Consider the following 14,553-nt stretch of genomic DNA (forward strand, 5'->3'; position numbering starts at 1 on the left):
AGGGCACGCTCGGCTCGGCGCGTTCGGCGGGCGCGGATCAGCAGGGCGCGGATCAGCAGGGCGCGTTCACCCGGGGACCGCGAGCTCGAACCAGACCGTCTTACCGGTGTCCCCCGGACGGGTGCCCCACCGACGGGAGGAACCGGCCACCAGCTGCAGGCCCCGCCCGCTCTCGTCGTCGGCGCCCGCGGCCCGCTCCCGGGGCGGATCGGGCAGCGGGTCGGACACCTCCACCAGCAGGGCGTCCGGCACGCCCGCGGGTCTGACGAGGCGAACGCCGATGGGGCCGGTGGCATAGCGCAGGGAGTTGGTCACCAGCTCGCTGACCAGGAGCGCGGTCACGTCACCGAGGACGTCCAGCTCCCACGTCCGCAGCTGGCCGCGAACGACCGCGCGGGCCGTGCGGACGGCACCCGGCTCCGCGGGAAAGGTCCACTCCGCGCAGTCGCCTACGGTGTCGATCACGCCGAATCACTTCCCAGGACAGGAACCCACGCATGTCCGGTTTCGTGGGGTTAATGGGCACATACCCGATATCCACGGCTGCTTACCGTGCGGGCAGGAGCACTGTGGCACAAACGGCGTACGGAACCCCAACCGATCAAGACCGCTCGCGCACCCTGCCTCCCCACGCCCCCTCGCTCGCGCCATACGGCGGCGGACGCGGGGTACCGGGGGCCGAGGACCTACGGCCGACGGTCGGCGCGGTGACCGGTGGCGGAGGGGGATGTGGCGGTTTCGGTGGCGGTGGCGGTGGCGGTGGCGGTGGCGGTGGCGGTGGCGGTGGCCCAGTAAGGCAGCGTGGCCCGCACCGCGGGAACGTCCTGGTCCAGCCAGTCCACGTCCCAGATCTCGTCCGGGGTCAGCCAGCGCAGTTCGTCGTGGTCCTCCAGGGGCTCGGGGTCGTCCGAGCCGGGAAGCAGCCGCGCGGTCCACACACGAAGCACGTAGGGCGCACGAAGGGGCCACTCCCCCGGGACGCGCCTCACGGCCTCCGTCACGACACCGAGTTCCTCGCGCAGTTCGCGTACGAGCGCGGCCTCGGGAGCCTCGCCCGCTTCGACTTTGCCGCCGGGCAGTTCCCAGCGTCCCGCCAGCTCGGGGGGCGCGCTGCGGCGAGCGGCGAGGAGGCGTCCGTCGCGCAGCAGGGCACCCCCCACGACCACGATCGTTTCGTCCATGCGCCGGAGCCTACGACAGGGCACACCGGCCCCGGGCAGTGCGGATCACCGCCGGGGCGGGCCGTCACCTGCTCCCGTTCTGCCCGATCCGCTCGACCCAGTAGAGCTGCTTGTGCCCGCGGTCGTCGAGACTGTCCGCGATCTTCTGGGCCTCGGCCCGGGTCGCGTACCTGCCGACGCGATAGCGGTTGCCGTTGTCGTCCTGCCGTATGACGAGCCAGGGAAGAGTGATCGTGCTGTCGTTCATCAAGCCCCTCCCCTTCCCGCCCCCGGCCGGCGCCGTAACCCGCACTCCAACGAAACCGCACTCCGCATATGCCCGAGCCTACGCCTAACCTTCACGCAGCGAATACGGCTTTTCACAAAGAGGTACGCAACCGGCCAGTACGGAGGGGGCGTGTGCCTGCGTGTGCGCCGTCGACCGCCCTCCGTGCGCCTGTCAGGCAGCGCGAACGCCGCCCCCGGCACGACATTTGAGAAAGGCCAGATTCCAACCGGCGGCACACGGGAGCCACTTGGCGACGGACGTGACCACGGAGTGGGCGGGGGCGGGGCAGGGGCAGGGGCAGGGGCGGCGCAGGCTGCGGCTACTTCACAGGCAGGTGGTACGCGACGCGATACCGGTCCGCGGGCACGACGATGTCGGCCGTCTCGACCGGACGCCCCGAGGCGAAGTACGTGCGCTGGATGACGACGACCACGTGCCCGGGCACTCCGCCCAGCGCGAGGAGCTCCTCCGCGAGACCCGGGCGGGCGCCCACTTCCTCCGTGACGTTGTCCACGATCACGTCGATGGCGGCCATCCGCTCCACGACGCCCATGCCGCCGAGCGGGCCCTCCTCCGGAAGCATCACCGGCGTACGGCCCGTGACGGCGAGGGGCTCCCAGGACGTGGAGAGCATCATGACCTCGCCCGCGTCCCGGAACACGTACTTCGTGCACATCACACGGTCGCCGGGCCGGACCGAGAGCCGCTCCGCGATCGCCCCGCTCGCCTCGGCCTGCTCGCTGCGCGACTCCCAGGTGCCGCGCGCGGTCAGATCGGCCTGCTCCTGCCGGAACGGGGTGGCGCCGCTGTCCGGCCGGTACCCGGACCGGGAGACCCGGCGCGGCACCGGCCGCTCCCGCACGTACGTCCCCGACCCCGAGCGTCCCTCGACCAGGCCCTCCGCCATCAGCACCTTGCGCGCCTCCAGCGCGACCGTGTCCGAGACCCCGTACTCCTCACGGATCCTGGCCTGTGACGGGAGGCGGGTGTGTGGTGGCAGTGAACCGTCGACGATCTTCTTGCGGAGATCACCCGCAACGCGCAGGTACGCCGGCTGCTCACCGAAAGTCACTGGCCGCTCCCATCAGATTGTACAGACAGCAACAGCGTGGCAACCGTGGGTTGTGTCATGCAAGCGAAGGCCAGAGAATCACTCGATGTGATTACTTATGACTGCCGAGGGCTTTACCCAGGCACTTTCTCCCCGCTGTAGCCCGTGTCACACCTCGGCGCCGCTACCGCCCGGCTCGTCGCCCCGTCCGCCCCCGTTCGTACCGTCCGAGGGCGGAGTGGTGGCCAGACCCAGAACCTTGCGTGCCGTGACCGTCGTGGTCGGATCGATGAGTTTCAGGCCCTTCTCGTAGTGGGCGTAGAAGCTGTCCGCGTCGGAGGCGGCCGCCGCCTTCGTCCACTCCTTGCGCGACGCCTCGATGTCCCCGACGAGGGCCGCGACGGGCTTCCCGGCGGCGGGGGACCAGCCATGGCCGCGCAGCAGACCCGCCTGCTCGGCGAGCGCGCCGGAGACCCTGGCGGCCCAGGCCTTGTGACCCGGCAGGTCGTCCTCGACGTACGCCTTGTCCGGTGCCGTGTCCATCGCCCGGTTGAGTACGTCCGCGGCCCGCAGATACGCCGTCTGATCGGCGTTCAGCGTCAGGGCGTCCCTGCGCAGCGATCCCGTCAGACCGCTCTTGCCGTCCGTGTTCCCGAACATGCAGGTGACCGCGCGGTCGCCACCGCTCCAGCTCTCCCGGGTGGGGGTGAAGTAGTACACGTCGACGTCGTCCGGGACGGCCCAGGCGTCCATCGCGTACGACACCCGGAGCGCGTAGCACCTGGTGTCGGCGGCGTCGACGACCCTGCTGTCGCCGGGGTAGTTCCCGCCGCTCATCCTGAAGTCCGCGAACACCTCGGCGTCGTGCCGCCCGGTGCACGGCACCTTGTCGACGTCGTACGCCGTCCCTTCCAGGGAGCCGCCCGGCGCGTCGAAGCAGTCGCCCTTCCTGAGCGAGAAGGCGCTGCCCGTCGAGTTGCCCGCGCCTTCCGTGAAGCCGTCCCAGAAGTCGCGCGGGCCACCGGTGGCGAGGGCGAGCACGAACACCGCGATACCGAGCGTGGACATCACCATGCCGGTCACCGCCATCGCCGTGCCCCGCTCGCCCCGCTTCCTGATCTGCACGAGGGCGACGGCCCCGAGCACGAGCCCGACGGCCGGAAGGAAGCAGAGGATGCCGAGCACGAGGGCGGAGATCGCGAGCCCGTTGAAGGGCGCGGGGCGGTTGTACGGGGAGTAGCCCTGGCCCCAGGTCTGGTACGGACCCTGGGGGTAAGGAGGCGGGTACGGCCCCTGGCCCGGCGGTGGATACGGGCCCTCGGGCCGATGGGGCCCGGGCGGCGGGGGTATGGCCACGAGTTGCGTTGCTCCTTGTCCGGACGAGGTCGTGCGGTACCGACGCGGGGGCAGTCGTACAGAGCCGACGCGGGAAACGGCGTGAAAAACCGCTGACCGTGAAAAACCGAGCCGCCGCAGCACTGGCGTCCGAGGAACGGATGACCGACGTACGGCTGGGCGCATCGTAAGCGGGGCGGGGGCGATGGCGGAACGCGGATCCCGAACACGAACACGGCGATCCGGGAGGTCAACGGGCTGACGGCCCGTTGGGCCGGGACGGTGTCCGGCGGAACGGGTTCTCGGCCGCCGGGGTCCGGGGTGACTCGGGGAGACTTCTGACGTTCCCGTCCCCGGGCGTCTCCGGCCGTCCCCGGGCGTCCCCGGGCGTCCCTTCTCGTCCCCGGCCGTTCCCTCCCGTCCCGCCCGTTCCCTGGAGCCGTGCGAGAGCCCTGCCGCGACCGGCCGTCGTGCGCGCATAACCTGCGCTCATGACAGCTTTGCCGGATTGTTTCTGCCCGGCGGACGGTACGCGCGTCCCCGGCGGCTCGCTCGACTGGTGCTGCCCGGTCTGCCGCGGCCCGCTCGATCTGGACTTCGCGCCGACCCCCGCGTCGCTCAAGTCCCTGACCGGGCGCGTGAACTCACTGTGGCGGTACGCGGAGTGCCTGCCGCTGTCCGCGCCCACGGTCAGTCTGGGCGAGGGGCGCACCCCCCTGGTGACGCTGCGCGACGGCGTCGTCTCGGCCAAACTGGACTTCCTGATGCCGACGCTGTCGTTCAAGGACCGCGGCGCCGTCCTGCTCGCCGAACTGGCACTGCGGCTGGGGCCCCGGCGGGTGCTCGCGGACAGCAGCGGCAACGCGGGGACGGCGATCGCGGCCTACTGCGCGCGGGCAGCGCTGCCCTGCACGGTGTACGTCCCCGAAGGAACGTCGCCGAAGAAGCTGGAGCAGATCGGGGCGCACGGCGCACAGGTGCGTCTCGTGGACGGGGACCGGGAGACGACGGCCCAGGCGGCGCGCGAGGCGGCGGACGAGCCCGGCACCTTCTACGCCTCGCACGTCTTCAACCCGTACTTCCTGCACGGTACGAAGACGTACGTGCACGAGCTCTGGGAGGACCTCGGCGGACGCCTCCCCGACGTCCTCGTCGTCCCGGTCGGCAACGGGACGCTGCTCCTCGGCGCCGCCCTCGCCGTCGCCGAGCTGCACGGGGCGGGTCTCATCGACCGGCGGCCCGCGCTGTACGCGGTCCAGGCCGCCGCCGTGGCACCGCTGGCGCACGCCTGGGAGGAGGGCGCGGACGACCTCCTGGACACCACCCCGACCGCCCCCACCTTCGCCGAGGGCATCGCCGTACCGCGGCCGCCGCGGGCCCGTCAGGTGCTGCGTGCGGTCCGTGACTCCGGCGGCGCCTTCCTGACGGTGACGGAGGACCAGATCCGGCACGCCCAGCGGGATCTGGCGTCGCAGGGCCTCTACGTCGAGTCGACGGGCGTGGCGTGCTGGGCGGCCGTACGGGAGGGCGTCCTCGGGACACGAACCGCGGTGGTACCGCTGTGCGGGGCGGGCGCGAAGACGGGGCTGGCCGGGCAGTAGGGCCGCCGCCCGCGTCGGCGTTCTCGTGGCTCCGGCCTCCCCGGGCGCTACGGTTGGCTCCTACACATCGATGTCGCCCCGGGCGACTCCGACACATCGATGTCGCCCCGGGCGTTCACTCGGCGGCCGTGAGCCTCTCGTCCGTCATGCCGAGACGCGCCTGTTCCTCCTCGACGATCCGACGTGCCAGCTCGGTGTCCGACACGTCGATCGCGTCAGGGGTGGCTTCGGCGACGGCGCTGCGGCGGGCGTAGGCGTCGAACAGACGGGTCTTGGCCTCCAGCATCTTCACCATGCGCTCGTCCACACCTCCGGTGGCGAGGAGGCGGTACACACGAACCGGCCTGACCTGGCCCATACGGTGGGCCCGGGCCACCGCCTGATGTTCGACGGTCGGCTTGATCTGGGGTTCGCAGATGACGACGACGGAGGCGGCCTGCATGTTGAGGCCGACGCCCGCCGCCTGGATCTGCGCCACCAGTACGGCGGGACCGGAGACACCGGCGAAGTCGTCGACGACCTGCTGCCGCCGCCCGGCCGGGACGCTCCCGGTGAGCGGGCCGAACACCGGGGTGCCGTCGGTGGCTTCGGCCACGAGTGCTTCCTTCACCACGCGCAGAACGTCCTTGAAATTGGAGAAGACCACCGTCTTCTGCCCGTTCTCGCCGGCCTCCCGGACGATCTCCCGGAGCCGCTCCAGCTTGGCCGACTTCTCGGGACGCGTGTACGCGGCCCTGCGCATCGCCATGAAGTTGCCCGCGCGCACGGCTTCACGGTATGCCTCCTCGTCCGACGCGCTCAGCTCCTCCCACTCGTCGGTCTGCTGGAGACTCGGGAGTTCCGTCAGCACGTCCTCCTGGTTGCGCCGCAGATAGACCGGGGCCACGGCCTGACGGAAGGCGACCGATCCGGCCAGGGCGTCCCGTTCGCCGAGGGACTCCGCGAGGTCGCCGTCGAGCATCCGGACCAGGTTGCGGAACTCCACGACCCTGTTCTCCATCGGGGTTCCGGTCATGAAGAGGGTGCGCCCGCAACGCTCCGCCCACAGGGCTACCGCCTTGGACCGCTTGGCCTCCGGGTTCTTCACGGAGTGCGCCTCGTCGACCACGAGCAGCCCGACCTCTCCGTCCTCCGGCGCGGGAAATCCGCGCAGCGCGTCGAACGTGGTCACCACGACCCCGCCCCGCCCCCTCCAGTCGGCGAACGCGTAGTGCCGATCAGGGCCGTGCAGCACCGTGACACGCAGGGCGCTGCGGGCCTCGATCTCCCGTGTCCAGTTCACGAGGACGCTCGCCGGGCAGACGACCATGAAACGGGCCTGTCCCTCGGCGGCCAGGTGTGCCATCACGGCGATCGCCTGGATGGTCTTCCCCAGGCCCATCTCGTCGCCGAGTATCACCTTGCGCTGCGCAAGCGCGAACCGCGCGCCGAACGCCTGGTAGCCGCGCAGGGAGACCCGCCGGTGCGCGTCGTCGAGGTGCTGGGCCCGTACCCGCTCGGCGATCTCGTCCGGCAGGAAGCCCTCGGCCGCGGCCGCGTCCGGCAGCCGCCCGGAGATCTCGGCGAGCAAGCTGTAGTACTCGGCGGAGCGGAGCTCGAAGTCCACCCGGGCCGCGATGTCGGACGAAGGCCCCCGGAGCAGGTCCACCGATGCCTGTGCGAGCAGTTCCGGCAGGCCCGCCCGCTCCGCCTCGTCCGCCAGCGACCGTATCTCGGTGACCGCCGCCAACGCGCGGGCCTTCTTCTCCTGACCGGCCAGGAGCATCCGGATGCGTCCTGCGGCGGGCCTCGCCTCGGCGAGCAACGGACCGAGCCGTTCCGACAGTACGGCGGCCCTGTCGACCGCGCGCCGGGCGTCCGGACCGGCCTCCACCAGGACGTGCAGGGCCATGACGAGCGCGGTGGAGCCCGGATCCGGCCGGTCCACGTCGATGTGGACGGACACGGTCTCGTGCACGGCCTCGGAGAGCCGGCGGGCGGCGGCAATCATCTGGTCGACGGTGCGCTGCCCGACACCGGGGATCTGCCGCAACCGGTAGGGGCCCGCTTCGAGAACACTGCCGACGGTGCGCAGTCCGCTCTTCTCGACACTCCCCAGCCGCAGCCGTCCTTCGGTGACGTCCTGCAGTCGGGCGACGGGGATGGCACCGAGTTCCCGCTTCACCGCCGCAGCGTGGATCGGTTCGAGCGCCGCTCGTACCGCCTCCACCGCCCTTCCGTGGTCACCGGCCAGCGCCTGCGCCGCCTCGTGGAGCCGCGCTCCCCTCGCGACCGTGTCCCGCTCGCCACGCCCCACGCTTCCCGCCCCTCTCTCACCCTCCGCGCATCCTCCCACCGCCCGCACCGGCCCTTGGTCGCGCCGGGCTCCGCGCGATCCCCCGCGATGCCCCACACTCCGGCCAGGCCGACCGCGCTGGAAAGCGACCCACGCGGCTTCACCACCATCGCCCTCGTATCCCAGCCCGAACGCCGCCGTCCGCGAGCGGGTGGCTGCCGCCTCGTCCGCACGATCGACAACGGCGAACCGGTGGTGTGGGCGGTGCGCATCGGGCATCGCTCCACCGTTGACGACACCTGACCCTGCGCCAGGACACATGCGGCCGGGCAATCCCTGCCGTTCGAGATCAGCCTCGATCTGGACAAGCCGGCACCGGGCCGGTCAGCCTGACACCGCGATTCCACGTCAGCACCAAGTCAGCACGGGAATGCGGAAGGGGTCGGACTCGTCAGAGTCCGACCCCTTCTGACCTGCACGTTTGACGAAGCTGGCTAGCATGCAGGGACGCAACGACTACACGTTGAAGCGGAACTCCACCACGTCGCCGTCCTGCATCACATAGTCCTTGCCCTCCATGCGGGCCTTGCCCTTGGCGCGGGCCTCGGCGACCGAGCCGGTCTCGACGAGGTCGGCGAAGGAGATCACCTCGGCCTTGATGAAGCCCTTCTGGAAGTCGGTGTGGATGACTCCGGCGGCCTCGGGCGCGGTGGCGCCCTTCTTGATGGTCCAGGCGCGGGATTCCTTGGGGCCGGCCGTCAGGTAGGTCTGCAGGCCGAGGGTGTCGAAGCCGACCCGGGCCAGGGTCGCCATGCCGGGCTCCTCGACGCCCACCGACTCCAGGAGTTCCATCGCTTCCTCCTCGTCGAGCTCGGCGAGGTCCGCCTCCAGCTTGGCGTTGAGGAAGATCGCCTCGGCGGGCGCGACCAGGGCACGCTGCTCGGCCTTGAAGTCGTCGTCGACCAGCTCGTCCTCGTCGACGTTGAAGACGTACAGGAACGGCTTGGTGGTGAGCAGGTGCAGGTCGTGCAGCAGCTCCTCCTTGCCCGAGCCCTGGACGACGCCCGCGGAGAAGAGGGTCTCGCCCTTCTCCAGGATGGCCTGGGCCGCCTCGACCGCCGCGACCTTGGGGCCGACGTCCTTCTTGATGCGCGACTCCCGCTGGAGGCGCGGCAGTACCTTCTCGATCGTCTGGAGGTCCGCGAGGATCAGCTCGGTGTTGATCGTCTCGATGTCGTCCTTGGGCGAGACCTTGCCGTCGACGTGCACGACGTTCTCGTCCTTGAAGGCACGGATGACCTGGCAGATGGCGTCCGACTCGCGGATGTTCGCGAGGAACTTGTTGCCCAGGCCCTCACCCTCGGAGGCGCCCTTCACGATGCCCGCGATGTCGACGAAGTCCACCGTGGCCGGGAGGACGCGCTGCGAGGCGAAGATCTCGGCCAGTTTGCTCAGCCGGGCGTCGGGGACGCCGACCACGCCGACATTGGGCTCGATCGTGGCGAACGGGTAGTTGGCCGCGAGCACGTCGTTCTTGGTCAGGGCGTTGAACATGGTCGACTTGCCGACATTGGGCAGACCGACGATTCCGATCGTGAGCGACACGTTGCGACTTCCCGTACGTGAGGATGGGCGAAGGGCCCTTGGACTGCTCGGGCCGATCCACCAGTCTACGGCGTGCGCGCTCCCGTACCGGCGACCTGTCGAACGCATGGCCAAGGTCCGCTCATCGGCGTGTCTGAGGAGCTGTTCCGCACATAAACCGACCTAAGTTGGTCCAGTGGAGCAACACAGGACGCGCCCCCCTCAGTACCGGCAGCGACGCGACGCGCCTCTTCCCGCCCAGGCCGGGCGGAGCGCGTCCGTCGGCCCGCAGAAGGGCGCGCCACCCGCACGACGGCCCGCGCCGCTGCCCGCACCGAGCGGACGGCGGCTGCCGAACCCCCGGCTGACCGGGCTCGGCAGCGGACTGTTCTGCGGAGCGGCGATGTTCGTCCTCGCCTGTCTCGACGAGTTGCTGTTCGGGGCCTCGCCGGCGCTGTACGGCGTGCTGTTCCTGCCCGTGTGCGCGCTGACCGCGCTCTGGGTGCGGCGCGGAGACCTCGTCAGCGCGCCCGTGGTCGTGCCGATCGCGTTCGCGTTCGGGCTGCTGCCCCTGGCCGGCGGGGGCGGCGGCCTCAGCGGCCGGCTGATGGGGCTCGTCACCGCGCTGGCCACACAGGCGGGCTGGCTGTACGGGGGGACGCTGGTCGCCGGGGTCATCTCGACCGTACGGAAGGCACGGCAGATGACCCGCCGGGCCGCCCGGAGGCGGAGTCGGACCGCCGGGTCCCGCGGGGGCGCCGCACCCGCCACCACCCCCGCGTCGAGGTCGGCCGGTCAGCTCGGCTAGGGCCTTTCGCGTGGATCACGCGGCGTGACGCGGGGAGGGCGGGCCGGTCCGACGACCCGCGCCCCCACGTCCCGGAAGCCGGGCCTACGACGCCGTCTTCGCCGCTCTCATCGCCGCGCCCACGATCCCCGCGCTGTTCTGCAACTGGGCCGGGACGATCTCCGCCTTGATGCCCTCGATCAGCGGCAGGAACCTGTCCGCCTTGCGGCTGACACCTCCGCCGATGATGAACAGCTCGGGGGAGAAGAGCATCTCCACGTGGGCGAGGTACTTCGTGACCCGGCGTGCCCAGTGCTCCCAGGTCAGCTCGCCGTCCTCCTTGGCCTTCGTGGAGGCACGCTTCTCCGCGTCGTGGCCGCCGAGCTCCAGGTGGCCCAGCTCCGTGTTCGGGACCAGCTCGCCGTCGACGAAGAGCGCGCTGCCGATGCCCGTTCCGAAGGTGAGCAGAAGGACCGTGCCCCGGCGGTCGCGGCCGGCACCGAACTGCATCTCGGCGACGCCCGCCGCGTCCGCGTCGTTCAGCACCGTCACCGGGAGGCCGCCGAGCCGGTCGCCCAGCAGGGCGCGCGCGTCGGTGTCGATCCAGGCCTTGTCGACATTCGCGGCGGTACGAATGGTCGCGCCGTCGGCGACCACTCCGGGGAAGGTGATCCCGACGGGCCCTGTCCAGCCGAAGTGTCCGACGACCTCCTTCACGCCGTCCGCCACCGCGTCAGGGGTCGCCGGATGAGGAGTGAGCACTTTGTGGCGCTCCTCCGTCAATTCGCCGCGGTCCAGGTCCACAGGGGCGCCCTTGATCCCGGATCCGCCGATGTCCACACCGAAGATCTGCATGGCCCTACGTTACGTCGTACGACTGACAGTCACTTCTCGGAAGTACCGGGAATACCGGACGCCGCGGAGGAACCGGACACCACGTTCGTCCGCTGCTCCACCAGGGCCGCCGCCTCCGCGCGCAGGTCGCGGCGCAGCTCCTTGGGCAGCGAGAAGGTGATGGACTCCTCGGCCGCCTTGACGATCTCCACGTCCTCGAAGCCACGGGCGGAGAGCCACTCCAGGACCTGCTCGACCAGGACCTCGGGGACGGAGGCGCCGGAGGTGACGCCGACGGTCGTCACGCCGGCCAGCCAGCCCTCGTCGATCTCGTCGGCGAAGTCCACGAGGTACGCGTCGCGTGCGCCCGCGAGTTTGGCCACCTCGACGAGGCGTACGGAGTTGGAGGAGTTCTTCGAGCCGACCACGATGACGAGGTCCGCCTCCTCGCCCATCTGCTTCACGGCGAGCTGACGGTTCTGCGTGGCGTAGCAGATGTCGTCGCTGGGCGGGGAGATGAGCTGCGGGAACTTCTCCTTCAGGGCGTCGACCGTCTCCATCGTCTCGTCGACCGACAGCGTGGTCTGGGAGAGCCAGACGACCCTGGACGGGTCGCGGACCTCGACCTTGGCGACGCCTCCGGGGCCGTCCACGAGCGTGATGTGGTCGGGCGCCTCGCCGGAGGTGCCGATGACCTCCTCGTGGCCCTCGTGCCCGATCAGCAGGATGTCGAAGTCCTCGTTCGCGAAGCGGACCGCTTCCTTGTGGACCTTGGTGACCAGCGGGCAGGTGGCGTCGATGGTGGCGAGCCTGCCGGCCGCGGCCTCGTCGTGGACGGCCGGGGCGACGCCGTGCGCCGAGAACATGACGATGGCCCCCTCGGGGACCTCCGCCGTCCGCTCGACGAAGATCGCCCCCTTCTTCTCCAGGGTTCGCACGACGTACTTGTTGTGGACGATCTCGTGGCGGACATAGATCGGGGCCCCGTACTGCTCGAGGGCCTTCTCGACGGCGATCACGGCGCGGTCCACGCCCGCGCAGTAGCCACGGGGGGCGGCGAGCAGGACACGGCGGCCAGGCGAAGCAGTCATGCCCCCCATCGTAAGGCCGCGCCCGACAGGCCGAAGATCGCCTCCTCGGCGGGACCGGGGGAGAAACGGGGAGGAGGGCACACCGCCCGTCCGGCGGCTCTCCCTGTGTGCGCGGCCGGGTTGTCCGACCCTGCCACTACGCTCGGGCGCATGGCTCTGAACACGTCCGCGGACGCTCCTCTGCCCGTCGGTGAGGTGTCGCGGCTCATCGGGGGATGGATCGACCGGCTCGGCGCGGTGTGGGTCGAGGGTCAGATCACCCAGTTGTCGCGGCGCCCCGGCGCGGGTGTCGTCTTCCTGACGCTGCGCGACCCGTCGTACGACATCTCGGTGAGCGTCACCTGCTACCGACAGGTGTTCGACGCCGTCTCGGACGTGGTGAGCGAGGGCGCCCGTGTCGTCGTACTCGCGAAACCCGAGTGGTACGCGCCGCGCGGGCAGTTGTCGTTGCGTGCCACCGAGATCAAGCCGGTGGGGGTCGGTGAACTGCTGGCCCGTCTGGAGCAGTTGAAGAAGTCCCTGGCGGCCGAGGGACTGTTCGCGGCCGAGCGGAAGAAGGCGCTGCCGTTCCTGCCGCAGCTGATCGGCCTCGTGTGCGGGCGGGCCTCGGCGGCGGAACGGGACGTGCTGGAGAACGCGCGGCACCGCTGGCCCGCCGTCCGCTTCGAGGTGCGCAACGTCCCCGTACAGGGGGTGCACGCGGTGCCGCAGGTCGTGCAGGCCGTGAAGGAGCTCGACGCGCTCGACGGCGTGGACGTGATCGTCGTGGCGCGGGGCGGGGGCAGTGTGGAGGATCTGCTGCCCTTCTCGGACGAGCAGCTCGTCCGGGCGGTCGCGGCCTGCCGTACGCCGGTCGTCTCGGCGATCGGGCACGAGCCGGACACCCCGTTGCTGGACCTCGTCGCCGACCTGCGCGCGTCCACGCCGACGGACGCGGCCAAGAAGGTCGTACCGGACGTGGGCGAGGAGTACGAGCGGGTGCGGTTCCTGCGCGACCGGGCGCGGCGCAGCGTCCGGTCCTTCGTCGAGCGTGAGGAGCGCGGGCTGGCGCAGACGCTGGCCCGGCCCTCGATAGAGGATCCGCACCGGATGGTCGACGAGCGGGCGGAGCAGGTCACCTCGCTCCTGGACCGCGGCCGGCGCACGCTCGGGCACCTCCTGGACCGCGCGGACTCGGAGCTGACGCACACCCACGCGCGCGTGGTGGGCCTCTCCCCCGCCGCGACCCTCCGCCGGGGCTACGCGGTACTGCAGCAGGCCGACGGGCAGGTGGTCCGGGACCCGGACGAGGTGACGGCGGGCGAGGCGCTGCGGGCGCGGGTAGCCGAGGGTGAATTCTCCGTACGAGTGGATGCATAGGGTGGGCGTATGACCGGCAAGGTGGACGAGGCGCTCGGGTACGAGCAGGCGCGGGACGAGCTGATCGAGGTCGTGCGCCGCCTGGAGGCGGGCGGCACGACCCTGGAGGAGTCCCTCGCCCTCTGGGAGCGCGGCGAGGAACTGGCGAAGGTGTGCCGCCGCTGGCTGGAGGGCGCCCGGGCGCGGTTGGACGCGGCCCTGGCGGAGGAGGAGTCGCAGGACGGGGACGCGGGCACCGAGTGACGCCGGACCACCGCGCGGGGCGCCCGCGAGGGGCGCCCGGCTCCGAGGGGCCCGGCGCCGGACGCCGCGAGTGACGCGCGGCTCTGGTCGAACTCGCTGGTGAGAGCACCGCGGCACCCCTTTTCCCGCGCACCGCCGTGACGTTCCGCGGGGTTGCCCGACCTTGTGAAGCGAATCACCCGGCGGGCCTTTTTGGTTGAAGCTTAAATATTCTCGGGTACTGTCGTCCTTGCCAGCCGATCCCCACGGATCCACCGCACGTCCCGAGAAGGTTTCCCCCATGTCTCTTGTCCTTGACCCCGCCGCCCAGGACCTGCTGTTCCGCGAGGCCCGCACCGCGAACACGTTCACCGACGAGCCGGTGACCGACGAGCAGGTCCAGGCGATCTACGACCTGGTCAAGTACGGCCCGACCGCCTTCAACCAGTCGCCGCTGCGCATCACCCTGGTCCGCTCCGCCGAGGCCCGCGAGCGCCTGGTGCAGCACATGGCCGAGGGCAACCAGCCGAAGACCGCCACCGCCCCCCTCGTCGCGATCCTCTCCGCGGACAACGAGTTCCACGAGGAGCTTCCGACCCTCTTCCCGCACTTCCCGGCCGCCAAGGACGTCTTCTACTCGGAGCGCCCGGCCCGTGAGGGTGCCGCCGGCCTGAACGCCGCGCTGCAGGCCGCGTACTTCATCATCGGCGTCCGCGCCGCCGGTCTCGCCGCCGGCCCGATGACCGGCCTCGACTTCGCGGGCGTCCAGAAGGAGTTCCTGGACGGGGACCACACCCCGCTGATGGTCGTCAACATCGGCAAGCCGGGCGACGACGCCTGGTTCCCGCGCTCCCCGCGCCTGAGCTTCGACCCGGCCCGTTCACCGGCCGCGCGTCCTGAAGATCGTTTTGAAGCCCGGCCCCTTTGATCAATAGGATCCGGCGATGATCACAAGACAACGGCTG

General features: G+C 71.0%; 14 protein-coding genes and 1 pseudogene. 6 read left to right on the top strand and 9 right to left on the bottom strand.

Features of this window, described 5'->3' with window-relative positions:
* Window positions 1-66: 66 nt before the first annotated feature.
* The 5 genes from ABZV34_RS02495 to ABZV34_RS02515 form a co-directional block, all read right to left on the bottom strand.
* Window positions 67-465 carry an ATP-binding protein gene (locus ABZV34_RS02495; RefSeq protein ID WP_356270647.1) on the bottom strand — a complete coding sequence of 133 codons (399 nt, stop codon included), beginning with the start codon at window positions 463-465 and terminating at the stop codon, window positions 67-69.
* A 221-nt stretch (window positions 466-686) separates the two neighbouring features.
* Window positions 687-1,181 (bottom strand): (deoxy)nucleoside triphosphate pyrophosphohydrolase, encoded by a 495-nt coding sequence (locus tag ABZV34_RS02500; RefSeq protein WP_356270649.1) that lies wholly within the window; start codon window positions 1,179-1,181, stop codon window positions 687-689.
* 64 nt (window positions 1,182-1,245) lie between these two features.
* Entirely contained in the window at window positions 1,246-1,428 is a 183-nt protein-coding gene (locus ABZV34_RS02505; RefSeq protein WP_168530036.1) for an SPOR domain-containing protein, read from the bottom strand.
* Window positions 1,429-1,768: 340 nt separating this feature from the next.
* Window positions 1,769-2,521: a GntR family transcriptional regulator gene (locus ABZV34_RS02510; RefSeq protein WP_356270650.1), complete on the bottom strand. Its 753-nt coding sequence runs from the start codon at window positions 2,519-2,521 to the stop codon at window positions 1,769-1,771.
* A gap of 147 nt (window positions 2,522-2,668) precedes the next feature.
* A complete protein-coding gene (locus tag ABZV34_RS02515; protein WP_356270652.1) occupies window positions 2,669-3,856 on the bottom strand; it encodes a DUF4190 domain-containing protein in 1,188 nt (395 codons plus the stop codon).
* Between the two features lie 470 nt (window positions 3,857-4,326).
* On the opposite strand from ABZV34_RS02515, the gene ABZV34_RS02520 reads away from it, so the two are divergent.
* Complete coding sequence (locus ABZV34_RS02520; RefSeq protein WP_356270654.1) at window positions 4,327-5,436, top strand: pyridoxal-phosphate dependent enzyme; 1,110 nt, start codon at window positions 4,327-4,329, stop codon at window positions 5,434-5,436.
* Between the two features lie 115 nt (window positions 5,437-5,551).
* Here the strand turns inward: ABZV34_RS02520 and ABZV34_RS02525 are convergent, their stop codons facing one another.
* A complete protein-coding gene (locus ABZV34_RS02525) occupies window positions 5,552-7,732 on the bottom strand; it encodes a DEAD/DEAH box helicase (protein ID WP_356270656.1) in 2,181 nt (726 codons plus the stop codon).
* Window positions 7,733-7,761: 29 nt separating this feature from the next.
* Between ABZV34_RS02525 and ABZV34_RS02530 the strand changes: the two are divergent.
* Window positions 7,762-8,014, top strand: a pseudogene (locus ABZV34_RS02530) (type II toxin-antitoxin system RelE/ParE family toxin).
* Window positions 8,015-8,227: 213 nt separating this feature from the next.
* On the opposite strand, the gene ychF reads toward ABZV34_RS02530, so the two are convergent.
* The gene (gene ychF / locus ABZV34_RS02535) at window positions 8,228-9,316 is read right to left on the bottom strand and encodes a redox-regulated ATPase YchF (RefSeq protein WP_356270658.1); all 1,089 of its coding nucleotides are present in this window, start codon (window positions 9,314-9,316) and stop codon (window positions 8,228-8,230) included.
* A 175-nt stretch (window positions 9,317-9,491) separates the two neighbouring features.
* Between ychF and ABZV34_RS02540 the strand changes: the two genes are divergently transcribed.
* Complete coding sequence (locus tag ABZV34_RS02540) at window positions 9,492-10,103, top strand: DUF6542 domain-containing protein (RefSeq protein WP_356270660.1); 612 nt, start codon at window positions 9,492-9,494, stop codon at window positions 10,101-10,103.
* An 84-nt stretch (window positions 10,104-10,187) separates the two neighbouring features.
* Here ABZV34_RS02540 and ppgK read toward each other — a convergent pair whose 3' ends face one another.
* Window positions 10,188-10,937 (bottom strand): polyphosphate--glucose phosphotransferase, encoded by a 750-nt coding sequence (gene ppgK, locus ABZV34_RS02545; RefSeq protein ID WP_356270662.1) that lies wholly within the window; start codon window positions 10,935-10,937, stop codon window positions 10,188-10,190.
* Window positions 10,938-10,966: 29 nt separating this feature from the next.
* On the bottom strand, window positions 10,967-12,016 hold the full coding sequence (locus ABZV34_RS02550; RefSeq protein WP_356270664.1) for a 4-hydroxy-3-methylbut-2-enyl diphosphate reductase: 1,050 nt from the start codon (window positions 12,014-12,016) through the stop codon (window positions 10,967-10,969).
* Window positions 12,017-12,157: 141 nt separating this feature from the next.
* Between ABZV34_RS02550 and xseA the strand changes: the two genes are divergently transcribed.
* From xseA to ABZV34_RS02565, 3 genes are all read left to right on the top strand, one after another.
* Window positions 12,158-13,366, top strand: coding sequence for an exodeoxyribonuclease VII large subunit (gene xseA / locus ABZV34_RS02555; RefSeq protein WP_356270665.1), 1,209 nt, complete (start codon window positions 12,158-12,160; stop codon window positions 13,364-13,366).
* Between the two features lie 9 nt (window positions 13,367-13,375).
* Window positions 13,376-13,609, top strand: a complete 234-nt coding sequence (locus ABZV34_RS02560) for an exodeoxyribonuclease VII small subunit (RefSeq protein WP_356270667.1) — start codon at window positions 13,376-13,378, stop codon at window positions 13,607-13,609.
* 280 nt (window positions 13,610-13,889) lie between these two features.
* Window positions 13,890-14,516, top strand: coding sequence for a malonic semialdehyde reductase (locus tag ABZV34_RS02565; RefSeq protein ID WP_356270669.1), 627 nt, complete (start codon window positions 13,890-13,892; stop codon window positions 14,514-14,516).
* Window positions 14,517-14,553 lie beyond the last annotated feature (37 nt).

The organism is Streptomyces sp. NPDC005195, from assembly GCF_040608315.1.
Lineage (GTDB): Bacteria > Actinomycetota > Actinomycetes > Streptomycetales > Streptomycetaceae > Streptomyces > Streptomyces kaempferi.

Coding starts and splice junctions, on each gene's coding strand:
- ABZV34_RS02500 (WP_356270649.1), bottom strand. CDS start 1,181: ATGGACGAAACGATCGTGGTCGTGGGGGGTGCCCTGCTGCGCGACGGA.
- ABZV34_RS02505 (WP_168530036.1), bottom strand. CDS start 1,428: ATGAACGACAGCACGATCACTCTTCCCTGGCTCGTCATACGGCAGGAC.
- ABZV34_RS02520 (WP_356270654.1), top strand. CDS start 4,327: ATGACAGCTTTGCCGGATTGTTTCTGCCCGGCGGACGGTACGCGCGTC.
- ppgK (WP_356270662.1), bottom strand. CDS start 10,937: ATGCAGATCTTCGGTGTGGACATCGGCGGATCCGGGATCAAGGGCGCC.
- ABZV34_RS02550 (WP_356270664.1), bottom strand. CDS start 12,016: ATGGGGGGCATGACTGCTTCGCCTGGCCGCCGTGTCCTGCTCGCCGCC.
- xseA (WP_356270665.1), top strand. CDS start 12,158: ATGGCTCTGAACACGTCCGCGGACGCTCCTCTGCCCGTCGGTGAGGTG.
- ABZV34_RS02560 (WP_356270667.1), top strand. CDS start 13,376: ATGACCGGCAAGGTGGACGAGGCGCTCGGGTACGAGCAGGCGCGGGAC.
- ABZV34_RS02565 (WP_356270669.1), top strand. CDS start 13,890: ATGTCTCTTGTCCTTGACCCCGCCGCCCAGGACCTGCTGTTCCGCGAG.